Below are 23736 nucleotides of genomic sequence, written 5' to 3' on the forward strand. Positions count from 1 at the left end.
CGGTAGCGAGGCTTGATGGTCGTATGACGAAGGGCTGGCGGGTGCCAGGCGGCGTATGCTTCCCTGCGGTTCTAACGCCCGCCATCCACGCTGAGCACCTGCCCGGTGACCCAGTTGGCCCAGTCGGAGGCGAAATACAGCACCGCATGGGCAATGTCCTCGGCGGCACCCAGGCGCTTCAAGGCGATGTTGTCCACCAGCCTCGCCTGCTCGCCAGGCGACAGGGCCAGCCACTGCTGTTCGGTACTGGGGTTGCTGCGCACAAAGCCCGGGGCGACGTTGTTGACCGTGATGTTCCATGGCCCCAGCTCATGGGCCAGCTGGCGGGTCAGGCCGATCTGCCCGGCCTTGGCACTGGCATAGGCCTGGATGCCAGTGAGGCTGACGTCCAGCCCGGCGCGGCTGGAGATATTGACGATGCGACCGAAGCGCTGCTGCTTCATGCCCGACGCCACCGCCTGCGCCATCAGAAAGGCGCCGGTCAGGTTGACGTCGACGATGGCTTGCCATTGGGCGAAAGTCACGGTTTCGATGGGTTGACCCTGCTGCCCCACCACACCGCCGGCGTTATTGACCAACGTGTCGATCTGCCAACCCTCGGCATGCAGCCGGGCGAACAACGCCGTCACCGCCAACGGGTCGGTGACGTCCAGCCGGGCCTCGCTGCAACGCTCGCCACACGCCTGCACCGTTTCCAGCAGGCCCTGGGCCTGGATGTCACAGGCCAGTACCCTGGCACCCAGCTGACTGAAGGCTTTGCAGATCGCCCGGCCAAAACCCTGGGCGGCGCCGGTGACCAACACCTGGCGGGAGGAAAGATCAAACGGCGTCATGCACAGGCTCTCCAGCGGATAGCGACAATAAGGCCAAGGTCGTCTGGCTTTGTGGACGCTCGCCTTGTTCGATGGCATGGATCAATTCGATAAGACGCCGGGTCACGGGCATGTCGAGGCCGTGGCTGGCGCCGATGCCGACGGCCGGGGCGATCTGCGCGTCGATTTCGGTCTTGCGCTTGTGCACGGCCAGGTCACGCCAGATCCCGGAGTGGGATTTCAGCGAGCGCCGATTGTGCGCGACCATCTCATCGAACGAACGCTGGGTCTCTGCCTGGCTGGCCTGGGGCGCGAATGCCTGCGGATCGAAACCGTTGAATGCCTGCAAGACCACCCCTTCGGCCGCCGCCACCGCGCCGATCTCCCGCGCCAGCTGGGTCAGTACCGGACGAAACCTGGGCATGGCCAACACGTCGGCAATGCTGTCATCGCTCAAGGCGGTGGCAAACAGCTGCGCGCCGTAGATCATCTTCGCCCACAGGTAACCCCAGATGTTCTCGCTGAGCACCGCCTCAGGGTCAAAGTGCAGCAGTGCGCCATGCAATTCACGCGTGCGTTCGCGCACCTGCCCGTCCAGCTCGCCCACCACCACCGCGCCGCGCCCGCCATAGTGGACCACGCCTGGCTCGATCAGGTCGGCGCCGAAGTTGAAGAAAGCGCCGACAGTGCGCTCGACTCCGACGTGTTCGGCGATGACCCGTTCGTTCAAGCCATTTTGCATGGACGCGACGTAGCCGTCGGCGGCCAGATGGGGCTTGATCTGCACCATGGCCTGCTCGGTGTGATGGGACTTCACCGCCAGCCAGATACGCCGGTGCAATCCCGGCACCTGCTCGGGCAGGCAGGCCGGCACCTTGAAGCAGCCGGCCAGCAACGGGCCGGTGAGGGTCAGCCCGCGTCGGTTGATCGCCTCGACGTGGGCCATGGCGCTGTCCACCAGCAGCACCGGCTCGCCGGCCTTGACCAGCGCGCACGCCAGGCTGGCGCCAATGGCGCCGCCGCCCCAGATGACAATCGGTTCGCAGGGATCACTCATGCTGTTTCTCTCGGTGGGCACGTGGCAGGACCTACAGCGCTTGCAGGATGGCTTGCAGCTCGGCAACGGCGACTTGCCAGATGGCGTGCATGTCTTCGTCAGCACGCTGGTAAAAGCCGCCGTAGTTGCCATCGCCCAAGTACTGGCGTGCCTGGCCCGGGTTCATCTTGCGCAACCCGGCGAGGTCCAGCATGGCCTTCTGTTCGGCGGGCGGTTCGACGCCCGCCAGGCGGGTCCAGGGGAAGTTTTCCATCCACGACGCATGGGACGCCACCGGGTCGATGGCCATGACCTTGGCCCAGGTCTGGGGTGCCGCCCACCAGTTGTGCAGCTGCACCGATACCTCGCGGTGGGTCACCATCCATTCGCTGATGAAGTGCTGCGCCGGGGCGTTGCCGCCGTGGCCGTTGACCAGCAGGATGCGGCGAAAGCCCTGGTGGCGCAGGTTGTCGAGAATGTCCTCAAGCACCGCCAGGTAGGTGCTCATGCGCAGGCTGACGGTGCCAGGAAAGTCATAGAAGGTCGGCGTCATGCCGAAGGGCAGGACCGGGAACACGGGAATACCCAAGGGCTCGGCGGCGTCCGCCGAGACCTTCTCGGCGAGAATCGCATCCACCGACAGGCTCAGGAACGCATGCTGCTCGGTGCTGCCCAGCGGCACGATCACACGGTCGTCGTGGGCCAGATAGCTTTCGAGCTGCTGCCAATGCATTTCACTTATTTTCATGCGGGGGTCTCTCCACGAGGCGTCGCAACGGGAAGCGTATCGAGCAACGGCAAGACCACGCGACGGATCTCGCCGGCATCCGGCACGTGGCGGTATTCGAAGGCCTGCTGGCCTTCACCGAGCTGAGCCAGCAAATCCTCGGCTCCGGTGGCGTAAATCAGCACGTCGGCATTGGGCAGGCGCGCGCTCAGGTCCGGGTCATCGCGGTGAATCACCGTGACGGAGTCGACATGGGAGGCAAAGCGCTCGATACCGGCTTTCATCAAGGCGGTGAACTCGGCGAAGATCGACACCACCAGCACCTGGGCCAGCGGGTCGATGGAGGCCAGCGCGCGGCGAGTCTTTTCCGAAGGAATAAAACTGATATTGACCACTGTCGCCCCGGGCAGGCACTGGCTGACTTGGCGGCGGCGATGGGCGAAGGTCAACACCAGGTCGGCCGCACCGACCCGTTGGCGCAGGGCCGGGTCGCCCTCCAGCAAGGCCAGGGTGGTGGCCTCGACCACCGCCGCCTCCCCCAGGGTTTCTGCCACGCATTGCGCATAATCCCGGGAAGAGGCCAGGAAATTGCCCACCAGAAACACCACGTTGTCCCGCCGCTTGCGGGTCCTGTCGTTGCAGCGCACCCGCACCAGCGCCGCCAGGTCGGCGGCCGAGATATTCATCCTGATGGCGCAGTCGATCAGGGCGTCGACACTGGCGTGCAGGTCGCTCAGGCGCTGACCGTTCAAGGCCAGCGAGGCATTGGCGTCGGCGATGAAAGTGCCCGAGCCCGGCTTGCTGTAGATCAGGTCGGCGTCCTTGAGCTCGCGGTACACCTGCGCCACCGTCATGGGCGCGACACCGACCCTGTCGGCCATTTCCCGCACCGAAGGCAGACGCTCGCCTGGGCGCAACGCACCGAAGGTGATCGCGTACTCCACCAGCCCGCGCAGTTGGGTGCCGAGCGGAATGGTCAGGGAGCGATCGAGTTCAAAATCCATGCAGACGCCTGATGTGTATTAGTTGACTAATACACTTAAACGGATTTTTCCAGGCTTGGCAAGGCGCTTTCCACACCCGTTCTGGCGCTCGGCGAAACCTCGCAGACCCGCACCCCGATCAGCCCGCGCATCATCCAGGGGGCGCTGCGCACCCGGCAGAAAATATTTTCACGGCTACCTCATTTAGTGCGTCACGCCTTTATTGGCGTTGATTTGGTGCGTTCAGCTCCGACCTGACAATGCGCCCTTGCAAAAACGTGGCGTCGTTCGGCATACGCCCCCGGCGCCCCGCACAAAAACGGCGCACGCCCGTCTTCACGTCGGCTTCGACGGTCGTCCACCCGCCATGCAACGTTTGACACTCGCGGTCACAGCCGGAATTATCGTACTAGCACACTGTTACGGCGAAGACCGTACGGGCTGGAGTGAATCACTCAATCATTCAGGGGGCAGCACCGATGAAGGCAGCACGCAAGGCAACGTGGTTGGCATCACTGGCGGTCAGCCTTCTGACCACGGCCATGGCCCAGGCGGCCGATGTGGCACAACGCGGTGGCACCCTGACTTACGGGCGTTACGCGGACAGCACATTCCTTGAGCCGGTGCTCAACGACAACAACGTCGACATCTGGATTCTCTCCAACCTCTACGACACCTTGCTGCTGCCGACCAACGACGGCAAGGGCGTCCAACCCGGCCTGGCCAGCGCCTGGAGCATCGCCGCCGACGGCAAGAGCGTGACCCTCACCCTGCGCTCCGGTGCGCGCTTCTCCGACGGCTCGGCGATCACCGCCGAAGACGTGCGGTGGTCGCTGGAACGCGCGGCCAAGCCCGGCAACGGCGTGTGGCAGTTCATGATCAGCTCGATACAGAGCGTGCAGGTCAAGGACCCGCAGACCGTGATCATCAACCTGTCCCATCCGGACCCGACCATCCTCAGCGCGCTGACGGTGTTCAACACCGCCGTGATGCCGAAAAAGCAATTTGAAGCCACGCCCGGTGCCACCGATAAAGACAAAGCCACTGCCTTCGCCGAGCATCCGGTAGGCTCCGGCCCGTTCATCCTGCAATCCTGGCAACACAATTCGACCATGACCCTGGTGCGCAACCCCTATTACTGGCGCCAGGGCAGCGACGGCAAGCCCCTGCCCTACCTTGATGCGGTGAAGTTCGAAATCATCCCGGATGACGCCACACGCATTCTCAAGTTGCAGTCGGGCGAGCTGGACGGCGCCGAGTTCATTCCCTATTCGCGCGTTGCCGAACTCAGGGGCAATCCGGCGCTGAACATGGTGCTGTTCCCCTCGACCCGGGTCGAGTACGCGAGCATGAACGTCAACCCGCAGATCGCCGGCAAGGCCAACCCGTTGGCCAACCCCAAGGTGCGCCAGGCACTGAACTACGCCACCGACAAGGATGGGATCATCCAACTGGTGACCTACGGCATCGGCAAGCCCATGACCTCGTTCATGGCCACTTCGACGCCGATGAACTCAGGCACTACGCCCCTCTATCCGGTGGACGTGGCCAAGGCCAAGGCACTGCTGAGCGAAGCCGGCTACCCGTCCGGCTTCAGCACCGACATGATGATCCTGGCCGGCAACGAAGACGACATCAGCATCGCCACCGCCTTGCAGCAGATGTGGGCCGCAGTGGGCGTGACCTTGAACATCAATCAGGTCGACAACGCCACCCGTACCGACCGTTTTCGCAAAAGCGACTTTGCCCTGCGCTTGTCACCCTGGACCGATGACATTGCCGACCCGAGCGAGATCACTTCCTACTTTGCCTACTCGAAAAACATCCAGGCCCTGCATTCTGGCTGGAAGAGCGACGCGGTGGATCAGGCTTTCGAGAGCGCCCAGAAAGAGATGGACCCGCCCAAGCGGGCCGCCCTCTACAAGACCGTGCAGGATATCTACAACAGCAGCGGCCCGACCATCCCACTCTACGAAAGCTCGTACCCGGTGGCCCTGAAGACCTCGGTCAAGGGCTTCGTGCAGATCCCGTTGGGCAACAACCTGTTCAGCGAAGCCTATTTGCAGAAGTGAGCCTGTCGTGCCCGAGTTCGCCTACATCCTTAAACGCCTCGTGCTGATGATTCCAACCCTGTTGGTGATTCTGCTGGTGACCTTCGTCATCGTCCGGCTGCTGCCGGGGGACCCCGCCAGCGCCATGATCGGCGACCGCAGCGTCGACGCCGATGTGTTGCGGATGAACACCGAACTGGGGCTGCATCAGTCGCTACCGGTGCAGTTCCTGCAATTCGCCGGGCACGTCATGAGCGGTAACCTGGGCATGTCCTACGCCTTGCACACACCGGTCACGTCCGTGCTGGCCGAGCGCCTGCCGGTGACCCTGACGCTGACCGCCATGGCCGGGGTGCTGGCGCTGCTGCTGGCCATTCCGCTGGCGTTCGTCTCGGCGCTCAAGCGTCACAGCGCCACGGACCTGGCCATTCGCGGCTCGTTTCAGGTGGCCCTGTCGATGCCGGCCTTCTATATCGGCCTGGTGCTGTTGACGGTGTTTTCCGCCCACCTGCACTGGTTTCCGGTGGGCGGCTATGGCACCTCCTGGGGCGATAACCTCTACCACCTGTTCCTGCCGGCGCTGACCCTGGCCCTGAGCCTGGCCGCAGTGCTGATGAACAGCCTGCGCACCTCGATCATTGCTGTGCTCGACGCCGAATACGTCACCTTCGCTCGGGCCAAGGGCCTCAGTACCCGGGTTATCCTGATGCGCCACGTGATGCGCAACTCGTTGATCCCGACCCTGACCCTGTTCGCCCTGAACATCGGCACCATCATCGGCAGCGCGGTGATCACTGAAACCGTGTTCGCGGTGCCGGGCATCTGCCGCTTGATGGTGGACAGCATCTTCAGCCGCGACTACCCGATGATTCAGGGGCTGGTGATCGTGCTGGCGGTGCTGGTGTCGGCGATTTTTCTGGTCACCGACGTGGTGCAGATGATGCTCGATCCCCGGAGAGCCCGCTGATGAGCACCGCCCTGCCCCGTACCCGTTCTGTCTGGAAGCTGTCGGTGAGGCGTCTGCCGCTGCCGCTGGCCATCGGCGGGCTGATCCTGCTGGCCAGTCTGGTCGCCGCCTGCTTCCCCGGTCTGATTGCGCCCTATAACCCTTTGGCATTCGATTACCACGCCATCCTCAAGCCGCCCAGCTGGGCGCACCTGTTCGGCACCGACAATTTTGGCCGGGATATTTTCTCCCGAGTGATCCATGCCTACCGCGTAGACTTGCAGATTGCCCTGTTCACCACCTTGTTTCCAATGCTGTTCGGCACCCTGGTCGGCCTGTTCGTCGGCTATTACGGCGGCCTGGCCGAAACCCTGTTTCACCGCGTGGTGGACGCGGTGGTGACCTTTCCGCTGTTGGTGCTGGTCATTGCCATCGTTGCCATTCTGGGGCCGGGCCTCAATAGCATGTACATTGCCGTAGGCATCATCTATTGGGTGTTCTATGCCCGGCTGGTGGCCGGCGAAGTGGCGGTGCAACGGCGCCTGGACTACGTGGCGGCCGGTCAGGTCATGGGCTACAGCCACCTGCGCATTCTCCTGCGCCATGTGCTGCCCAACGTCATCACCGTGGCGCTGGTGTACTGGATGACCGACATGGCGCTATCGATCCTGCTGGGCTCCAGCCTGGGCTATCTGGGGCTCGGCGCACAGCCGCCGACCGCCGAATGGGGTGTGTTGATCGCCGCTGGCAAGAACTTTATGGACACCGCCTGGTGGATCACCATTTTTCCTGGCCTGGCCATTGTCCTGACCGGGCTGGGCTTCAGCCTGCTGGGCGAGGCCCTGGCCGAATGGCTACGGCCGGCGAGCCACTGAACCGATGAGGATGCCGCACATGCCCCCCCTTTCACCCGCCCTCGGTACGGCCGGCAAACACTTGGACGTGCGCGGGCTGACCACCCGCATTCGCACCGCACGGGGAGAGATCACCGCCATCGAAGACGTGAGCCTGACCCTCGCTCCGGGGGAGATTCTCGGGCTGGTGGGCGAGTCCGGCTCAGGCAAGAGCGTGACCCTGCGCTCGCTGCTCAGCCTGCTGGGCCCGCGGGCCCGATCCACGGGCTCGGTGAACTGGGGCGACGAAGACTTGCTCAGCCTGGGCGAGAAAAACCTGCGGCGCATTCGTGGCAGCGAGATCGCGATGATCTTTCAGGAGCCCATGATTGCCCTCAACCCGGTGCTCACCGTGCACCGGCAGATTGATGAAAGCCTCTGCGCCCACACCGATTTCAACCGCGCGCAACGCCGCCAGCGCACCCTCGAACTGCTGGGTCTGGTGGGCATCCCCGATGCGCAGCGGCGGCTGGACGATTATCCGCATCAATTCTCCGGCGGCATGCGCCAGCGGGTGATGATAGCCGTGGCCCTGGCCGGCGCGCCGCAGTTGCTGTTGGCCGACGAGCCCACCACGGCCCTGGACGTGACCATTCAGGAGCAGATCATCAAACTGCTGCTCAGGCTGCGCGAGGAGCTTCACATGGGCATGATTTTCGTCACCCATGACCTCAGCGTGGTTGCCCAGCTCTGTGACCGGGTCGCGGTGATGTACGCCGGGCGCATCGTCGAAAGCGGTCCGGTCGGGGAGATTTTCCGCCGCCCACGGCACCCCTATACCCAGGGGTTGATGGCTTCGGTGCCGCGTCTGGGGGGCGAGCGTCTGCCGCTGCAATCGATCGACGGCACCCCGCCGTCGCTGGCGGCCTTGCCCGGTGGTTGCAGCTTTCACCCACGTTGCAGCTATCGCAGCGAGTTGTGCCTGCGCGAAGTCCCGCCGCTGCTTACCCTGTCCGAAGGCCATGCCGCCGCCTGCCACCATGTGCAGGCCAGCGAACGGCTCAAGCAGGCCCGCCAGCCCAATGGAGACATGCGCCATGCATGACAACCCAGGCACCGTGACCCAGCCGATTCTCTGCGTGGAAGATGCGGTGGTGCACTTCCCCGTTCGCCAGACCCTGTGGCGACGGCTGCGCGGGCAGCCACGGCAATACGTGCAGGCCCTGAATCAGGTGCGCCTGGAGATCCATCGCGGTGAAACCCTGGGCATCGTCGGCGAGTCGGGCTGCGGCAAGTCCACCCTCGCCCGCGCCCTGGTCGGCCTGCTGGACGCCACCGAGGGGCGCGTGCGCTTTCAAGGCAAGGACATCGCCGGCCTGCGAGGTGCCCAGCGCCGGGCCTTCAACCGGCAGGTGCAGATGATTTTCCAGGACCCCTACGGCTCGCTGAACCCGCGCATGACCGTTGGCCAGGTGCTGCACGAAGCGTTATCGGTGCACCGCCTGTGCCCGCCCGCCGAAATCCCCGGGCGCATCGCGGCGCTGCTGGAGCTGGTGCGCCTGCCCGCCGACGCCAAGGACAAACTGCCCCACGAATTTTCCGGCGGCCAGCGCCAGCGCATCGGCATCAGCCGGGCGCTGGCGGTGGAGCCACAGGTGCTGGTGGCCGATGAGCTGGTCTCGGCGCTGGATGTGTCGGTGCAGGCGCAGGTGGTCAATCTACTGCTGGAGCTGCAGGACAAGCTGGGCCTGACGGTGCTGTTCGTCGCCCATGACCTGCGTCTGGTGCGGCACATTTCCCATCGCGTCGCCGTGATGTATCTGGGCGAAGTAGTGGAAGTGGGCGAGACCGAGGCGCTGTATGAAACGCCCCTGCACCCTTACACTCAGGCCTTGCTGCGAGCCGCCCCCAGCATGGACCCGGACGACCGCCAGCGCAGCGTCAGCCTGACCGGCGAGCTGCCCAGCCCGCTGTCGCCGCCCAGCGGCTGCCGTTTTCACACCCGCTGCCCGCGCGCCGTGCCGCTGTGCAGTCAGCAACGTCCGATACTGAGCGCCAGACCTGGCGGCCAGCGGGTTGCGTGTCATCTGGCCTGATGGCCCCAAGGAGATTGCCATGTCCAACCCTATTACCCTTGCCCTGCACGGTGGCTGCGGCGTCATGGCTCAGCAAGACCTGAGCCCGGAAGAGTGGCGCGCCGCGCGCCGCGACCTGGAACGGGCCCTGCGCGCCGGCTGGGCCGTGCTGCAAGCCCGAGGTTCGGCGTTGGATGCGGTGCAGGCGGCCGTGGTGGTGATGGAGGATTCCGAGCATTTCAATGCCGGCCATGGCGCTGCCCTCAACGCCGACGCCGAACATGAACTGGACGCTGCCATCATGGACGGTGCGACCCTGGCCGCCGGCGCGGTGTGCGCGGCCCGGCGCATTCGCAACCCGATCCTCGCCGCCCGGCACCTGCTGGAAGCTGGCGACAGCGTCCTGCTCGCCGCCGACGGCGCCGACGCCTATGCCGCGCGTCACGGGCTGCCTTGCGTCGACAACCCTTACTTCACCACCCCGCGGCGCGAGGCGGCACTGGCCAGCATGCGAGAGCACCAGCGTGCCGGCACCTTCAAAAGCGCCCGGGAATCGGAAAAGCACGGCACGGTCGGTGCTGTGGCCCTCGACGCGCATGGCCACCTGGCTGCGGCGACTTCCACCGGCGGCTACACCAACAAGCCCGTCGGAAGGGTCGGCGACAGCCCGATCATCGGTGCCGGCACCTACGCCAGGGACGGCGTCTGCGCGGTCTCGGGCACCGGCCAGGGCGAGTATTTCATCCGCCACGTGTTCGCCCATGACATTGCCGCGCGCATCGCCCATGGCCGCGAAGACCTGGGCTCGGCCGCCAGCCACCTGATCAGGGGAGCCTTTGCCGAACACGGGGTGGGCGCCGGGGCGATCGCGATCGATGCCCAAGGCCGGGTCGCCGCGCCCTACAACACCCTCGGCATGTTTCGCGGTTGGGTTACCGGTGACGGAAAAGGTGTGGTGGCGAGCCATGAACGCCTGTTCGAGTTCGATTGCCAACCGGCCTGAGGCGCGCCTCCGTCAGGGCGCCCATAAATTGGCGGCTTTGAATTGACGCCACGGCCAGGCCCGGTCAAACCGCCCTGAAAGGGCTTGAAAACGTCCTGTCGTCGCCAAAAAAACGCCCCCGCCCAACGGTTGCCAACGCTCTGGCACAAGCTGCGCAGCCGACCTCGCCCTCCCCTCATCGCGCGCAGCGCCAAAGGTGGGCGCAATACCTGCATTACCCCACGCAAGCAATGTTTTGGCCGCCTGTGAAGCTGTTAAAGAATCCAGCTCAGAGGGGCGGCAGCCATGACAAAGCCCAATCATCCATCGAGTGGAATTGAGCTGGGCGCGCAGCCTCGGATCGAGCCTTGACGCGCCTCGGAGAACGGAACATGAAAAAGTTGATAGTTGCCTTGATAGCGAGCGTTGTGTGGCTGGTCATGCCATCAGCGAACGCTGCACAACCTTTGTCAGACGGCGGTGGCGCGCCCCTGATTCACCTGAACGTGGCCGCCGCCGGCTGGGGCGGGTCCGTCCTTCCCGGCGTGGCCGGCACCAACTACATTTTCCCCAGTGCTTCGTACCTGAACAAATGGCAGACCGCGGGCGTCAAGGTCATTCGCTTTTCGATCCTGTGGGAACGGCTGCAACCGTCACCCCTGGGTTCGCTGGATCCGGCCTACGCCAAGGGCATCGACACCTTCCTGGCCCAGGCGGCGGAGCGCAACATGGGGGTGATCATCGACATCCACAACTATGGTCGCTACTACGGCAAAATCCTCGGTACCACCGCAGCGCCCACCTCCTCCTACACCAACATCATGAAAAAAGTCGCGCAGCGCTGGGGCAACAACCCCGGCACCCACGGCTATGACCTGATGAACGAACCTTACGGGGATGCCGACAAGACCTGGAAAGGTATCGCCCAGGCGGGGATCAATGCCATCCGCATGTATGACACCGTGCACCCGATCTACGTAGAGGGCCGTTCCTGGTCCAACACCACCCTGTACCCGGACCTCAACTCCGACCTGCTGCTGCTCAAGGACCCCAACAACAACCTGGTCTATTCCGCTCACCTGTACCTGGATGATGGCAGCAGCGGCGCCTACGCCAACCCCATTACCGGCACCTTCGACCCGATGATCGGCGTCAACCGGGCCAAGCCGTTCGTGGAGTGGCTCAAACGCAACAAGCTGCGCGGCCAACTGGGCGAGTTCGGCGTGCCGGACAACGATCCGCGCTGGCTGACGGCGATGGACAACCTGCTGTCCTATATGCACGACCAGTGCGTGCCGGTGGCCTATTGGGCGGCCGGGCCGTGGTGGGGTAATGACCCGGTGGCGATCGAGCCGATCAACGGCGTGGCACGGCCGCAGTGGCCGGTGTTGTCCAAGTGGTTGACGGCGGCTAACAACTGCCCTTGATCGAGCCGTTCCCGCTCAAGCTCGTGCGCGCTTGAGCGGGAACAAGACAGCACGGTCAATCCTCGAACGCCTCCACGGCGTCCCGCGCGCCAATAAAGAAACTGTCCGCCACCAGCCGCAACGGCTGCAGGTCAGTGTCGCTGGCGCCGTCGCGCACCAGGCGCTGGAAGTGGCGATAGACGGCGGTGTACTCGCCCTCATCGGCCACCGGCTGCGCCACTCCGTCCACTTTCAGCACAGCGCCGCCCTGCTCCAGCAGCAGGGTCGCGCCCTGGGCCTGAATGCGGATCTGCCACAGTTCTTCCTGCCCATGATCCCAATCGAATTCGGCGCGCACCGTCAGGCCGTTGGCATCGACGATGTCCAGTTCGGCGGCAATGGGGGCCTGTCGATTGGCAGGAATGCGCAACTGCGCGGCCTTGACGAACAGATTGTCGGGCAGCAGGTAGCTGAGGATCGACAAGGCATTGATGCCCGGATCGAACACCCCCAGACCACCCGGCTGCCAAATCCACTGCTGGCCAGGGTGCCATTTGCGCACGTCTTCCTTCCAGAGCACCTCGACACTGTCCAGCTCGCGCTCGGACAACCAGTCGCGGGCGGCTTCCACCCCCGGAGCAAAACGCGAATGCCAGGCAAACAGGCAACTGACGCCCTGCACCCGCGCCTCTTCGACCAAGGCCATGGCCTCACCCAGCGTCGCACACGGCGGCTTCTCCACCAGCACGTGTTTGCCCGCCGCCAGCGCCTGGCTCACCAGGGCGTGGCGCCCCTGGGGCGGCGTACAGAAGGCAATGGCATCGAGGGTCGGGCCCTGTTCCAGCATATGGGCCAGGGACGTGAAATTTTCAACTCCCGGGCAAGCCTCACCCAGCGTCGCCACGGCCAGCAGTTCGTAGGCAGGGTTTGCACGAATGGCTGGCACATGCTGGTCTTGCGCGATCTTGCCGTAACCGACCAGACCCAGACGAATTGGACGCATCGCAACACTCCCGTGATTTATTTTTATTGTTCAACTTTCATGACAGCACAGGGGTTATAGCAGCTATCCACTCAGATGTTTACTTGGCGAACAGCTGACTCATGTCCTTGAACGCCTTGAACTCCAGGGCATTGCCGCAAGGGTCGAAGAGAAACATGGTGGCTTGCTCGCCCACCTGGCCCTTGAAGCGGATGTAGGGTTCGATGACGAACTTCGTGCCAAAGCCCTGCAAGCGCTCGGCCAGCGCTTCCCATTGCTCCCAGCCGAGGATGATGCCGAAGTGCGGGACCGGCACGTCATGACCGTCCACCGCGTTGGTGCCGGCGTGGGCCTGGGAGTCGGTTTTGGGGTGTTCGTGGATCACCAGCTGATGGCCGTAGAAGTCGAAATCCACCCAGTGCTCGCTGGAGCGCCCTTCAGGCAGGTTGAACACCTCGCCGTAGAATTGACGAGCGGCGGCCAGATCGTAGACCGGAATGGCAAGGTGGAACGGCGACAGACTCATGGGCATCTCCTGGGGGCGTGTACGGTGACCGTATTCTGAGCACGCACAACTTTGTTGGAAAACGGATATATTTGCTGCCGAGCCACAATTATTTCGATCAATCGAGCCTTTGCCCATGATCCGTGAATTGAACACCCTGCTGACCGTGGCCCGTTTGGGCACCTTCGTTGCTGCGGGCAACCACATCGGCTTGACGCAATCGGCGGTCAGCGCGCAGATCCGCACGTTGGAGCACGCCCTCGGCACGCCATTATTCGACCGCAGCGGGCGCAAGGCCACGCTCAATGCCGCCGGGGAGCGCGCGCTGCCCATGGCCGAGCAGATCGTGCAGACCTTCCAGCGCCTGTGTACACCGGAGCAGGTCGACGGTTACCACGGCAGCCTGACCCTGGGTGCCATCGCTTCGGCTCAGACCGGCATGCTGCCCGCCGCGCTGGTGCGCCTGCGGGCGGCGGCGCCCCAGGTGGAGACTAAATTGGTGCCCGGCGTTTCACTCGATCTGCTCAGCGCGGTGGATGCCGGCGAGGTGGACTTGGCGATCATGATCCGCCCACCCTTCGCGGTGCCCAAGGAGTTACACGTGCAGGTGCTGGAACAGGAACCGTTTGTGCTGATCTGCCCCGTCCACGTCAGCGGCGATAACCCGCTGACCCTGCTGCGCGAACAGCCGCTGGTGCGTTACGACCGACATTCGTTCGGCGGGCGGCTGGTCAGCCGGTTTCTGCGCGAACACAAGCTCGAGTCCCGTGCCAGCCTGGAACTGGACGAGTTGGATGCCATCGTGCGCATGGTCGAGGCCGGCCTCGGGGTATCGCTGATCCCCCGCGCCGGCCTGTGGTTGCAGGCCCCCTCGCGAGTGCGGGTGCTGGAACTGGGGCCGCTGACCTTCCACCGCGACCTGGTGCTGGTCATGCGCCATGCCCAGCGCCAGCAGCCCCTGCACCGGCTCTTCCGCGAATGCCTGTCAGATCGGCGGTGAGGCGCTGACCACCCGCAGGCACAGGCCTTCGTAGGCGTCCAGGGTGATGGTGAAGTGGCCGTCCTCGGTAAGGTCGCCTTCAACCCGCTCGTTGATGATGTCCACCACCGGGCCCGGTGCAATGCCCGGCAGGTTGAGGGTCTCCACCAAGGCCTCGTTGCCGAAATTCAACGCCGTGATCTGGGTGCCCTTACCGGCCGGCAGCTCGTGGACCATGATCAGCAAGGCCGGGTGATCGACATCCGGAATCAGAATCTGACGGCTGGCCGCAATGTCGTAGGCACGGCGCACGGCGAGCATTTTCTTCAGCTGGCTGGCGAACGAATCCGAGCGCTGCAATTGGCTGACCAGGCTGCCGTAGAGGGTTTTCGGCCGGGGCATGTCGCCGGCTGAAAATTCGGCCTCGGGGTCGAGGTCGGCCAGGTCGTAGGCGCCCCGGTGAATCCAGCGGGTGTCCCCGTCCTGCATCAAGTGCGTGACCTGCTCGGCGGGCAGGGTCAAGGCGCCCACCAGGTCCCAGCCGGACAGCGCAAATACCCCGGGCTGCATGGCGTTGTACATCGCCAGCAACAGGTGGATGTGCTGGATTTGCTGGATGTCGGCTGCGGTGATGGCCTCCAGGTCACGGATGCCCAAGGCGGCGGTGATGATGCTCGCGGTGGTGCAAGACACCCCGTTGGTGACGAACTTGAGGTTGTACGGCGCATGCTCGCCGGCCAGGCGCTCGTACATCTCTTCGCGAATGTGCTCGCGCAGGATATTGCCGGGGAAGGTCTGGCCCTTGTACAGGTACTGGTCGTGGGCGTGCAGGGTCCAGAAATGCACCAGCTCCAGGGTCAGCTCGTCGTGGTTCTGCAAGGCATGGATCAAGGACGCCGGGTCAATGCCGAAGCTGTGCACCTGGCGCAACATCATCCGCAGAAATTCGGTGCGGCCGGTAAGCAAGGCATGCTGGTAGGCCGGGCGGGTGATGAAATCGTAGGACAGGTCGGCGCCGCCGTGGGACATGGAGGCGATGTCGTCGATGGTCAGGTTCAGCTCCTGGAAGCTGAAACCGCCAGCCTTGCGAATCGCCCCGCCCAGCAGCTGGTTACCCACCACCGACAGCGGATGGCTTTCCGACCACGCCGGGCCTTCGGCGCGCCGTTCGACGCCGAGAAACCCGTTGGCGTCCAGACGCAGAATGCGCGCGCCCATGATGTCAATGGAGTGCAGGGCGTCACCGATGATCATCTGCTGGGCGCTGAAGGTCGGGTCCAGCCAGTTGAGGGATGGCTGGCCTTCCTTGAAGTAGTGCAGGTAGACCCAGCGGCGGCGCTTGCCGTCCACACCTTCGATGACAGGCGTGACACTCCAGTCGGTTTCCTTGACCCCCGGCTCGAAGAAGATCACCCGCTGCAACTGGCCAACGATGTAGTGCTTGTCCTTGAGCTGATCGACGATCTCGGGCGGCAGGTTGCGCGCATCGCGACCTTCGACGACTTCGGGCAGCAGCGGCCAGTCCTCTTCCTTGATCTCGACCATGTGGAACAGGCCCGGGTAGTCCTCGTAGCCCAGTTCCGCCAGGCGGAAATCCGCGCCCTTGCCGGTGTGGGACGGGATGGCGTCGTCGATCACTACGGCGTTGTGGGCGGCGGCGATGCGGCTCAGGCCGAGCATCTCGGTTTCGGTGCCCAGGTCCGGGTCGATGTCGAAACTCATGCGGTCGAAATTGCCGTCCACGCTGGGGGTGCGCTCGCGGCCGCGCAAGCCTCCGGACAGCTTCAGCGGGCCGTTGTGAATGCCTTGAATGCCAACTTCCGACAGGGCGTGCCAGAGGGTCTCGTCGCCCAGGGCCTGGAGAACCGACTCACCGGGGCGGGTCACGATCGAGGCCGGATAGGCGGTGAACCACACCGAGGCAATGGCCGACGCGTCCCGTGGCCGCGATTGCGCATAAGGGCGCTGCCACAGCCGCGCCTGCCCGGCGTACAGCTTGGCGCGCTGCTTGGCGGCGTTGAGCATCGACTGGTCAACCAGCCACTGAATGTATTCCTTGTCCGGTGTTGCCATGATTGCGCAGCCCTCTTGGCAGATGATCTGTGCTTAAGAGTGCGACGAACGGGGATCGTTGCATCGGGTCTGAGCATTGCTCACCGAGTGAACCTCAAGCTCAAGGCCTGCTCTATGGGACACATCAGGGTTGCCTGCCAGTGCAATCCCCATCAGGAATCCTCCATGAAAATCGGCCTGATCTCCGACACCCACGGCCTGCTGCGCCCCGAGGCGCTGGCCGCGCTGCAAGGCTGCGACCATCTGGTGCATGCCGGCGACATCGGCAAACTCGAGATCCTCGATGCCTTGCGGGCGGTAGCGCCGCTCACCGTGGTGCGCGGCAACAATGACAGGGACGAGCAGTGGGCCGGCGTCGATCTGAACCATAGCCTTCGCCTGGGGGAAATCGGCCTGTACGTGACCCACGAAATGGCCGACGTGCCCAGCCCATTGCCCCTCGGCATCGACGTGGTGGTCACCGGCCATTCCCACAAGCCGCTGGAGCAATGGCGCGACAACGTGCTGTTCATCAACCCCGGCAGCGCCGGGCCGCGACGGTTCAAGTTGCCGATCACCGTGGCCCTGTTGCAGGTCGACGGCCGCCACCGGCAGGTGAAGTTTGTCGCTCTGGCCTGAGAACGATGGAACCCTACCGCCCCCGCCGCTGACCAACGCTTACGATCTCGGCCTGCCCACCTTCACGCCACCCCAGAGCCCAACCCCTGTCAGCGCCCGCAGAGGCGCGTGTCACGACCGTACTGATGGAGATCACGCCTGTGTCCAGAAAACCCGAAGACCGCACGCTAGACCCCTCCCGGCTGATACCGACCGTCGCCGTGTCCCGTCGCTCCATGCTCCAGGCCATCGGCGTCAGCGGCACGGCGGCGGTGCTCGGCGGTGGCCTGGCCAGCGCCGCCGTGGCCGCCACGGCTCCGCAGCCCCACGTCCAGACGGAGCCCGGTGCCCAGTCGCTGCGCCTGAAAATCAATGGCACGGCCATGACCTTGCAAGTCGACCCGCGTACTACTCTGCTCGACGCCCTGCGCGAACGGGTGCAACTGACCGGCACCAAGAAGGGTTGCGACCACGGGCAATGCGGCGCCTGCACCGTGCATGTCAATGGCCGCCGGGTCAATTCGTGCCTGAGTTTTGCCCTGATGCACGAAGGCGACGAGGTCACCACCATCGAAGGCCTCGGCGCACCGGGGCGCCTGCATCCGGTGCAGGCGGCGTTCGTCGAACACGATGCCTACCAGTGCGGCTACTGCACCTCGGGGCAGATCATGTCAGCCGTGGCCTTGGCCAAAGAGCCCTGCGGCGCCAGCGACGCCGACGTCAAGGAAGCCATGAGCGGCAACATCTGCCGCTGCGGCGCCTACTCCAACATCCTCGCGGCCATCCAGCAGACCCGCAAGGCCTGAGCTGAACCCAGGAGGCTACGGCCATGCAGAGCTTTTCGTTCAACCGCGCCACCAGCATCAATCAAGCCGCGCACCTTGCCGCTGCCGCGTCCACCGCGCAACAAGGCGCCCAGGTGCGTTTCATTGCCGGCGGCACCACCCTCACCGACCTGATGAAGCTGGGGGTGGAAACGCCGACCCAACTGGTGGACATCAACCACCTGCCGCTGGCCGACATCGGCCCCGGCAGCGATGGCGGCATGAAGATCGGCGCGCTGGTGCGAAACAGCGACATGGCCCACGACGCACGCCTGCTGCAGGCCTACCCGGTGCTGTCCCAGGCCCTGCTGTCGGGCGCCTCGGCACAGTTGCGCAACATGGCCACCACCGGCGGCAACCTGCTGCAACGCACCCGCTGCACCTACTTTCGCGACAACGTCAGCGCCTGCAACAAGCGCCAGCCGGGATCGGGCTGCGCAGCGATGGAAGGCGTGCACCGCACCTTGGCCATCCTTGGCACCAGCGACCACTGCATCGCTACCAATCCCTCGGACATGAACGTCGCGCTCATGGCGCTGGACGCCACCGTGCACATTCATGGGGAACGCGGCCAGCGGCAAGTGCCCATCGGCGAATTCTACCTGCTGCCGGGACAGACGCCGGACAAGGAAACCGTGCTGCAACCCGGCGAGTTGATCACCCACATCACCTTGCCGCCACCCTTGCCCAACAGCCGCTCCGGCTACCTGAAGCTGCGCGATCGCGCCTCCTATGAGTTCGCCCTTGCGTCCGCCGCCGTGGTCCTGCAGATCGACAACGGCCAGGTGCGCGGCGCCCGCGTCGCCCTGGGCGGGGTGGGCACTCGTCCCTGGCGCTCGCCAGAAGCGGAAAAGGTACTGATCGGCTCCCCGGCCACGGCGTTGACCTGGAAGGCCGCCGCCCAGGCGGCCTTGCAGGATGCCAAACCCCACCCCGAGAACGCCTTCAAGGTCGAGTTGGCCAAGCGTTGTCTGATCCACGCCCTGACCACCGTCGCGCAAACCGCCTGATTCGGGAGAGACCCCATGGCCCAGCCTCAACCCGCAGCAGCCCAGCCCACCGCAGACAATGTCATCGGTTTCGGCTACCCGCGCATCGACGGCCCGAAAAAGGTCAGCGGCCGGGCGATGTATACCTCAGACCACAACTTCCCGGGCATGGCCTACGCCGTACCGGTGACCGCTACCATCGCCACTGGCCACATCACCGCGCTGGACGCCAGCCAGGCTGAACGGATCCCCGGCGTGGTAGCGGTCTATCACGCCGGCAACTTCGACAAACAGCTGTTCCGCAAAAGCGGTGGCGGCAAGACCGACGAAGGTCGCCCGCCCCTGAGTGATGATCGCGTCACCTATTACGGCCAGTATGTCGCGGTCGTGGTGGCCGACACCTACGAGCAGGCCCTGGCGGGTGCTGCCGCGGTGAAGGTCAGCTACGCCGCCGACACGCCCAATGTGGATCTGCGCCTGACGGCCGAAGAGCCGGTCAAGGTCGACACCGAGCGTGGCGACGTCGACAAGGCGTTCGCCGCTGCCCCGGTCAAGCTCGACCAGACCTATACGACGCCGCCCCACGCGCACAACCCCATCGAGCTCCATGCGACCGTGGCAGTCTGGGACGGCCACGCGTTCACACTGTATGAAACCTCCCAGGCGATCATGAACCACCGCACGGTCAGTGCGCAGATGCTCGGCGTCGCCCCGGAACAGGTAAGGGTGATCACCGAGTACCTGGGCTCGGGTTTTGGCGGCAAGCTGTGGCCCTGGACCCATTCGCTGCTGGCTGCCGCCAGTGCTCGCGAGCTCCAGCGGCCGGTCAAACTGGTGGTGGACCGGCAGATGATGTTCCAGTCAGTCGGCCATCGCACTAACACCCAACAGCGCATGCGTCTGGCCTGCGACGCCGCCGGCAAGCTCAGCGTGGTGCAGCAGGACTACCTGTTCCATAACGCCCGGCTGGACACCTACAAGGAGAACTGCGGCGAGGCCACGGGCTTTCTCTACAGCACGCCGAACCTTCGGGCCGCCTGGTCGTTCGCCCGTCGCGATATCTCCCCGCCCACGTCCATGCGCGGGCCGGGCGCAGTGCCGGGGCTGTATGCCCTGGAGTCGGCGATGAACGATTTGGCCGTGAGCCTGGACATGGACCCGTTGCAACTGCGGCTGATCAACCAGCCCGACCATGACGAGAGCACCGACCAACCGTTTTCTTCCCGTCACCTCACCGAGTGCCTGAACCTGGGCGCCAGCCGGTTTGGCTGGTCGCGTCGCGGCAAAAAACCGGGCTCGATGCACAATGACGCTGGCGATATTGTCGGCTGGGGCATGGCCTGTTGCTCTTGGCAAGCCAAGGCCCTGCCGGCCGAAGCGGCCGTGCAATTGAACAGCGACGGCCGCGCCCGGGTGTCCTCTGGCACCCAGGACATCGGCACCGGGACCTACACCGTCGTGGCGCAGATGGTCGCGCAGCTGACGGGGCTGCCGCTGGAGCGTATCGACGTGGTGTTGGGCGACAGCAACCTGCCGCCCGGTCCCATGTCCGGTGGCTCCATGGCCACTGGTTCGCTGGTGCCCGCTGTGCAGCAAGCCACGCAGGCAGCCATGGATCAGGCACGGGAGATGGCCGCCCAGCACCATCCCGGGTTCAGTGGTAAAAAAGCGGATGACCTGGAATTCATCAACATGCGCATTCGCGTCAAGGGCGCGCCGGCCGATGACGGCGTGGAAGTGGGCGAGATGCTGCAGGCGGCGCGGATCAATCACGTCAGCGGGCACGGCAAGGCGGCCGGCAGCGCCGAGGCGGAAAAGAAGGTCTCGCTGCATTCCTACGGCGCGCATTTCGTCGAAGTGATCTGGCAACCGGAGATGGCCCGCCTGCGGGTCAGCCGCGTGGTCACGGTGATCGATGCCGGCAAGGTGATCAATGCCCGTACCGGGCGCAACCAGATCGAAGGCGCAATCATCATGGGCGTCGGCATGGCCTTGTTCGAAGCCATCGAATACGACTCGCGCAGCGGCGCGCCGGTGAACAGCAACCTGGCCGACTACATCGTGACGACCCACGCCGACGCGCCCAGCGTCGACATTACCTTTCTCGACTACCCGGACATGGCGCTCAACCCCTTGGGCGCACGGGGCATCGGCGAGATCGGCCTGGCCGGCGTGGCCGCAGCGATCACCGATGCCGTACGCCACGCCACCGGGGTGACCGTACGCGACCTGCCGGTGCGCATCGAGCACCTGTTGGCGGTGTGAACAGCGTCTGACGTCGCCCCGCGCGGCGTCAGAACACCAGCTTGTAGCCGATCAGAAACAGCATCACCGCCAGGCACGGGCGCAGTACGGCGTCCGGCACTTTGCCGGCCAACTGACTGCCGACGTAGATCCCCGGCAAAGACCCGCACAGCAGCAGCCCCAACACCGACCAGTCCATGTTGCCCATGCTGGCATGGCCCAGGCCCGCCACCAGGGTCAGGGGTACGGCGTGGGCAATTTCGGTCCCGACCAGGCGGCGGGTCGGCAAAAACGGATAGAGGATGAACAACGCCACCGTGCCCAATGCGCCAGCGCCGATGGACGTCAGGGCGACCATGACCCCCAGCACCAGCCCGGTGATCACCGTCAGCACGTTGAGGCTCACGCCGCTCGGCTGGTAGGTGCCCCCTGCGCGGCGGTTGGCGAAGGCCAGCAACTGCTGCTTGAAGAACACGGCCAACGCGGTGATCAACAGCACCACGCCCAGGGCCTGCTTGATCAGCGCGTTCATGCTTTGGGGCGCGGCGTGCAGGGTGCTCAGGTACCACAGGGTCATGGCCACCGCCGGCACGCTGCCCAGGGTCAGCCAGCCGGTCACCCGCCAATCGATGTTCTTGTTGCGGCTATGGACCCAGACGCCGCCGGACTTGGTCACCGCCGCGTACAGCAGATCGGTGCCCACCGCAGTGGCCGGGTTGATGCCGAACCACAACAGGATCGGCGTCATCAGCGAACCGCCGCCTACACCGGTCATCCCGACGATGAAGCCCACCACCAGCCCCGCTACCACACAACCAATACTGCCAAATTCCATGACGCCATCCACACTGCACAGGTTTAAGCGGGAAAATCAGGGCGGCAGGATATCGGCTTTTGTTATGAACTTATAGAACGATAGGATCTATTCTTAGATCCTGAAGCTATTAATCAGCTTTTGCTGTCGCGTCCGCAGCCGTCGGCGGCTCGTGGCAGCAAACGCACAGCAGGTTACCGTCCGGGTCGTGGAAGAAAGCGCCGTAAAAGTGGGGGTGATATTCGGGGTGCACGCGTGGCGCGCTGGCGTCGCTGCCGCCCAGAGCCAGCGCGACGGCATAGGCCTTGCCGACGGCGACCCGGTCCTTGGCCTGCAAGGCTATTACTGTGCCATTACCCGCCGTCGCCGGCTGGCCGTCGAGGGGCACGCCGATGACGAAGAGTGGCCGGTCGTGGTCGGGGTGTTTCCAGGCGGCCCAAGGGCGGGCGAGGTCCGTGAAGCTGTTCTGGAGACCGAGGATACGCATGAGGCCGCGGTAAAACACCAAGGCTTGGGCGAAGTCGTTCACGCCGAGGCAGGTATGGGAAATCATGGCAGTTCCAGGAAGTGACCTTGTACAAGCGTATCAAGAATGTCCAAGTGGCAGCACGAGATAAATGGCACTTTGACACTACAGCTCGTCGGATATTTTTCCGACAATCTGTCCACTTTCAGGCAGTTAAGGCTCAAAACCGGCCCTTCGTCTTTTGTGTTGAATTTCTGACGCCCCCGATACTCAGCTTAGTACGTACGACGACAACGGCGGATAGAAAAATGCCTTCTACACAACTTTATGTAATTGATTACAGCCTGCATGGGCAAGCCAAGAGCTTCGTCATCCGCGCCGACCGCATGGACAACGCCGAGGCCTGGCACTGGGCCAGCTGTGACGCGGGAGTCGGCCGTATCGGCCGCAACACCCGGGAAAAGATTAAAAAGACCTCAAGGCCCTGGGCCGAGCGCTTCGGTATTACCGAGGTGAGCTGGCGAGCGGCATCGACCGTTCCGTTGGAACACAGTTGAGTCATGCCGCTGCCCTGCATGGCTTGCGCCTGTTACTGGCAGCGGTCTACCTGATTGCGGGCTTCTTTCATCTATATGCGACCGCGGGCTTTGTCGCCATCGTGCCCGATTGGGTACCGTGGCCGGCGACCGTGGTGGTGGTCACTGGAATCTGTGAGTGGCTCGGCGCCCTGGGGCTGTTGCTGCCACGCACGCGGCGACTGGCCGGGATCATGCTGGCCCTGTATGCAATCTGCGTATTCCCCGCCAACCTCAAACACGCCTTTGACCATGTCGCAACAGGCGGCACCGTGCTCGGTTGGGGCTACCACGTGCCGCGCCTGCTGTTCCAGCCTGTGCTGGTGTGGTGGCCGCTGTGGTGCACCGACGTCATCCGCTGGCCGGCTCGCACCGAGACCTTGCGCTGAGGTATCCTCCGCCGGCTCTGCCCCTTTTACTTAATACCTGGACGACCATGAAAGACAATCTGCGCGCTGACCTCGACCATGAACTGGATTTGGATCTGGACGACGAGCGCGGCTATCAGCCCACCCAGCGAGGCGCCTGGCGCAAGCCACGCAGCGCCAACTGGCTGGCCTGGCAGATCGCCCTGGGCATCGTGGTCGGCGGGTCGGTGTTGTGGATTGTGGGGGCGACGGCGTCCTATGTCGCGGCCAAGTTCATGCTGGGGCAGTTGCAGATCGGAGTGCCGGGGCTCAATCGCTGAGCGCAGGGATCGGCTCTAACTCAATGGGTGAAGGCGCCTGCAACCTGCCTGGCACCTGAGCCACGAGAAACTTCAGAAATTTCCGCCGCATTTTCAGAACCGTCCTACAGACATCCCCTACCCCTTTCGACGAATCTCGCCCCCGGTCC

Annotated in this window: 24 protein-coding genes; 15 read left to right on the top strand and 9 right to left on the bottom strand. The window is 64.4% G+C overall.

Annotation, left to right across the window (positions count from 1 at the left end):
• Positions 1-71: 71 nt before the first annotated feature.
• The 4 genes from HB675_RS15750 to HB675_RS26090 are packed head-to-tail and all read right to left on the bottom strand — an operon-like array spanning position 72 to position 3579.
• The gene (locus HB675_RS15750; protein WP_213879267.1) at positions 72-833 is read right to left on the bottom strand and encodes an SDR family NAD(P)-dependent oxidoreductase; all 762 of its coding nucleotides are present in this window, start codon (positions 831-833) and stop codon (positions 72-74) included.
• Positions 820-1869 (bottom strand): ketopantoate reductase family protein, encoded by a 1050-nt coding sequence (locus HB675_RS15755; RefSeq protein ID WP_213879268.1) that lies wholly within the window; start codon positions 1867-1869, stop codon positions 820-822. Before HB675_RS15755 ends, HB675_RS15750 begins: the two co-directional genes overlap by 14 nt.
• Positions 1870-1900: 31 nt before the next feature.
• A complete protein-coding gene (locus HB675_RS15760) occupies positions 1901-2596 on the bottom strand; it encodes a creatininase family protein (RefSeq protein ID WP_213879269.1) in 696 nt (231 codons plus the stop codon).
• On the bottom strand, positions 2593-3579 hold the full coding sequence (locus tag HB675_RS26090; RefSeq protein ID WP_213879270.1) for a GntR family transcriptional regulator: 987 nt from the start codon (positions 3577-3579) through the stop codon (positions 2593-2595). The genes HB675_RS15760 and HB675_RS26090 overlap by 4 nt, the downstream gene beginning before the upstream one ends.
• 458 nt (positions 3580-4037) lie before the next feature.
• Here HB675_RS26090 and HB675_RS15770 point away from each other — a divergent pair, with 458 nt between their 5' ends.
• From HB675_RS15770 to HB675_RS15800, 7 genes are all read left to right on the top strand, one after another.
• Positions 4038-5630 carry an ABC transporter substrate-binding protein gene (locus HB675_RS15770; protein ID WP_213879271.1) on the top strand — a complete coding sequence of 531 codons (1593 nt, stop codon included), beginning with the start codon at positions 4038-4040 and terminating at the stop codon, positions 5628-5630.
• 7 nt (positions 5631-5637) lie between these two features.
• On the top strand, positions 5638-6576 hold the full coding sequence (locus HB675_RS15775; RefSeq protein WP_213879272.1) for an ABC transporter permease: 939 nt from the start codon (positions 5638-5640) through the stop codon (positions 6574-6576).
• Positions 6576-7430: an ABC transporter permease gene (locus HB675_RS15780; protein WP_213879273.1), complete on the top strand. Its 855-nt coding sequence runs from the start codon at positions 6576-6578 to the stop codon at positions 7428-7430. Before HB675_RS15775 ends, HB675_RS15780 begins: the two co-directional genes overlap by 1 nt.
• 19 nt (positions 7431-7449) lie before the next feature.
• On the top strand, positions 7450-8493 hold the full coding sequence (locus tag HB675_RS15785) for an ABC transporter ATP-binding protein (protein ID WP_213879274.1): 1044 nt from the start codon (positions 7450-7452) through the stop codon (positions 8491-8493).
• On the top strand, positions 8486-9484 hold the full coding sequence (locus tag HB675_RS15790; protein ID WP_213879275.1) for an oligopeptide/dipeptide ABC transporter ATP-binding protein: 999 nt from the start codon (positions 8486-8488) through the stop codon (positions 9482-9484). Before HB675_RS15785 ends, HB675_RS15790 begins: the two co-directional genes overlap by 8 nt.
• 19 nt (positions 9485-9503) lie before the next feature.
• Positions 9504-10466, top strand: a complete 963-nt coding sequence (locus HB675_RS15795; protein ID WP_213879276.1) for an isoaspartyl peptidase/L-asparaginase — start codon at positions 9504-9506, stop codon at positions 10464-10466.
• 371 nt (positions 10467-10837) lie between these two features.
• Complete coding sequence (locus HB675_RS15800; protein WP_213879277.1) at positions 10838-11872, top strand: glycoside hydrolase family 5 protein; 1035 nt, start codon at positions 10838-10840, stop codon at positions 11870-11872.
• 55 nt (positions 11873-11927) lie between these two features.
• Here HB675_RS15800 and HB675_RS15805 read toward each other — a convergent pair whose 3' ends face one another.
• The gene (locus tag HB675_RS15805) at positions 11928-12854 is read right to left on the bottom strand and encodes a Gfo/Idh/MocA family oxidoreductase (RefSeq protein WP_213879278.1); all 927 of its coding nucleotides are present in this window, start codon (positions 12852-12854) and stop codon (positions 11928-11930) included.
• Between the two features lie 79 nt (positions 12855-12933).
• Positions 12934-13359, bottom strand: coding sequence for a VOC family protein (locus tag HB675_RS15810; RefSeq protein ID WP_213879279.1), 426 nt, complete (start codon positions 13357-13359; stop codon positions 12934-12936).
• A gap of 115 nt (positions 13360-13474) precedes the next feature.
• Here HB675_RS15810 and HB675_RS15815 point away from each other — a divergent pair, with 115 nt between their 5' ends.
• On the top strand, positions 13475-14338 hold the full coding sequence (locus tag HB675_RS15815) for a LysR family transcriptional regulator (RefSeq protein ID WP_213879280.1): 864 nt from the start codon (positions 13475-13477) through the stop codon (positions 14336-14338).
• On the opposite strand, the gene treS is transcribed toward HB675_RS15815, so the two are convergent.
• Positions 14324-16390, bottom strand: coding sequence for a maltose alpha-D-glucosyltransferase (treS, locus tag HB675_RS15820; RefSeq protein WP_213879281.1), 2067 nt, complete (start codon positions 16388-16390; stop codon positions 14324-14326). The two genes, HB675_RS15815 and treS, sit on opposite strands and share 15 nt — an antisense overlap.
• Before the next feature lie 165 nt (positions 16391-16555).
• Between treS and HB675_RS15825 the strand changes: the two genes are divergently transcribed.
• The 4 genes from HB675_RS15825 (at position 16556) to HB675_RS15840 (ending at position 21065) form a co-directional block, all read left to right on the top strand.
• Positions 16556-17008 carry a metallophosphoesterase family protein gene (locus HB675_RS15825; RefSeq protein ID WP_213879282.1) on the top strand — a complete coding sequence of 151 codons (453 nt, stop codon included), beginning with the start codon at positions 16556-16558 and terminating at the stop codon, positions 17006-17008.
• A 215-nt stretch (positions 17009-17223) separates the two neighbouring features.
• Positions 17224-17793 carry a 2Fe-2S iron-sulfur cluster-binding protein gene (locus tag HB675_RS15830; RefSeq protein WP_256737583.1) on the top strand — a complete coding sequence of 190 codons (570 nt, stop codon included), beginning with the start codon at positions 17224-17226 and terminating at the stop codon, positions 17791-17793.
• Positions 17794-17816: 23 nt separating this feature from the next.
• The gene (locus HB675_RS15835) at positions 17817-18821 is read left to right on the top strand and encodes a xanthine dehydrogenase family protein subunit M (RefSeq protein ID WP_213879284.1); all 1005 of its coding nucleotides are present in this window, start codon (positions 17817-17819) and stop codon (positions 18819-18821) included.
• A gap of 15 nt (positions 18822-18836) precedes the next feature.
• Positions 18837-21065 carry a xanthine dehydrogenase family protein molybdopterin-binding subunit gene (locus HB675_RS15840; protein ID WP_213879285.1) on the top strand — a complete coding sequence of 743 codons (2229 nt, stop codon included), beginning with the start codon at positions 18837-18839 and terminating at the stop codon, positions 21063-21065.
• Between the two features lie 28 nt (positions 21066-21093).
• On the opposite strand, the gene HB675_RS15845 is transcribed toward HB675_RS15840, so the two are convergent.
• Together HB675_RS15845 and HB675_RS15850 are read right to left on the bottom strand one after the other, a co-directional pair.
• A complete protein-coding gene (locus HB675_RS15845) occupies positions 21094-21879 on the bottom strand; it encodes a sulfite exporter TauE/SafE family protein (protein WP_213879286.1) in 786 nt (261 codons plus the stop codon).
• 109 nt (positions 21880-21988) lie between these two features.
• Complete coding sequence (locus tag HB675_RS15850; protein ID WP_213879287.1) at positions 21989-22411, bottom strand: VOC family protein; 423 nt, start codon at positions 22409-22411, stop codon at positions 21989-21991.
• Positions 22412-22632: 221 nt separating this feature from the next.
• Between HB675_RS15850 and HB675_RS15855 the strand changes: the two genes are divergently transcribed.
• The 3 genes from HB675_RS15855 to HB675_RS15865 are packed head-to-tail and all read left to right on the top strand — an operon-like array spanning position 22633 to position 23587.
• The gene (locus HB675_RS15855; RefSeq protein WP_213879288.1) at positions 22633-22881 is read left to right on the top strand and encodes a DUF6555 family protein; all 249 of its coding nucleotides are present in this window, start codon (positions 22633-22635) and stop codon (positions 22879-22881) included.
• Entirely contained in the window at positions 22878-23288 is a 411-nt protein-coding gene (locus HB675_RS15860; RefSeq protein WP_213879289.1) for a DoxX family protein, read from the top strand. The genes HB675_RS15855 and HB675_RS15860 overlap by 4 nt, the downstream gene beginning before the upstream one ends.
• A 47-nt stretch (positions 23289-23335) precedes the next feature.
• Positions 23336-23587 (top strand): hypothetical protein, encoded by a 252-nt coding sequence (locus tag HB675_RS15865; protein WP_213879290.1) that lies wholly within the window; start codon positions 23336-23338, stop codon positions 23585-23587.
• The last annotated feature ends 149 nt before the right edge of the window (positions 23588-23736 follow it).

This window comes from Pseudomonas sp. dw_358 (assembly GCF_018449655.1).
In the GTDB taxonomy this organism is placed as follows: domain Bacteria; phylum Pseudomonadota; class Gammaproteobacteria; order Pseudomonadales; family Pseudomonadaceae; genus Aquipseudomonas.

Coding starts and splice junctions, on each gene's coding strand:
- HB675_RS15750 (WP_213879267.1), bottom strand. CDS start 833: ATGACGCCGTTTGATCTTTCCTCCCGCCAGGTGTTGGTCACCGGCGCC.
- HB675_RS15755 (WP_213879268.1), bottom strand. CDS start 1,869: ATGAGTGATCCCTGCGAACCGATTGTCATCTGGGGCGGCGGCGCCATT.
- HB675_RS15760 (WP_213879269.1), bottom strand. CDS start 2,596: ATGAAAATAAGTGAAATGCATTGGCAGCAGCTCGAAAGCTATCTGGCC.
- HB675_RS26090 (WP_213879270.1), bottom strand. CDS start 3,579: ATGGATTTTGAACTCGATCGCTCCCTGACCATTCCGCTCGGCACCCAA.
- HB675_RS15770 (WP_213879271.1), top strand. CDS start 4,038: ATGAAGGCAGCACGCAAGGCAACGTGGTTGGCATCACTGGCGGTCAGC.
- HB675_RS15780 (WP_213879273.1), top strand. CDS start 6,576: ATGAGCACCGCCCTGCCCCGTACCCGTTCTGTCTGGAAGCTGTCGGTG.
- HB675_RS15785 (WP_213879274.1), top strand. CDS start 7,450: ATGCCCCCCCTTTCACCCGCCCTCGGTACGGCCGGCAAACACTTGGAC.
- HB675_RS15790 (WP_213879275.1), top strand. CDS start 8,486: ATGCATGACAACCCAGGCACCGTGACCCAGCCGATTCTCTGCGTGGAA.
- HB675_RS15795 (WP_213879276.1), top strand. CDS start 9,504: ATGTCCAACCCTATTACCCTTGCCCTGCACGGTGGCTGCGGCGTCATG.
- HB675_RS15800 (WP_213879277.1), top strand. CDS start 10,838: ATGAAAAAGTTGATAGTTGCCTTGATAGCGAGCGTTGTGTGGCTGGTC.
- HB675_RS15805 (WP_213879278.1), bottom strand. CDS start 12,854: ATGCGTCCAATTCGTCTGGGTCTGGTCGGTTACGGCAAGATCGCGCAA.
- HB675_RS15810 (WP_213879279.1), bottom strand. CDS start 13,359: ATGAGTCTGTCGCCGTTCCACCTTGCCATTCCGGTCTACGATCTGGCC.
- HB675_RS15815 (WP_213879280.1), top strand. CDS start 13,475: ATGATCCGTGAATTGAACACCCTGCTGACCGTGGCCCGTTTGGGCACC.
- treS (WP_213879281.1), bottom strand. CDS start 16,390: ATGGCAACACCGGACAAGGAATACATTCAGTGGCTGGTTGACCAGTCG.
- HB675_RS15825 (WP_213879282.1), top strand. CDS start 16,556: ATGAAAATCGGCCTGATCTCCGACACCCACGGCCTGCTGCGCCCCGAG.
- HB675_RS15830 (WP_256737583.1), top strand. CDS start 17,224: ATGCTCCAGGCCATCGGCGTCAGCGGCACGGCGGCGGTGCTCGGCGGT.
- HB675_RS15835 (WP_213879284.1), top strand. CDS start 17,817: ATGCAGAGCTTTTCGTTCAACCGCGCCACCAGCATCAATCAAGCCGCG.
- HB675_RS15840 (WP_213879285.1), top strand. CDS start 18,837: ATGGCCCAGCCTCAACCCGCAGCAGCCCAGCCCACCGCAGACAATGTC.
- HB675_RS15845 (WP_213879286.1), bottom strand. CDS start 21,879: ATGGAATTTGGCAGTATTGGTTGTGTGGTAGCGGGGCTGGTGGTGGGC.
- HB675_RS15850 (WP_213879287.1), bottom strand. CDS start 22,411: ATGATTTCCCATACCTGCCTCGGCGTGAACGACTTCGCCCAAGCCTTG.
- HB675_RS15855 (WP_213879288.1), top strand. CDS start 22,633: ATGCCTTCTACACAACTTTATGTAATTGATTACAGCCTGCATGGGCAA.
- HB675_RS15865 (WP_213879290.1), top strand. CDS start 23,336: ATGAAAGACAATCTGCGCGCTGACCTCGACCATGAACTGGATTTGGAT.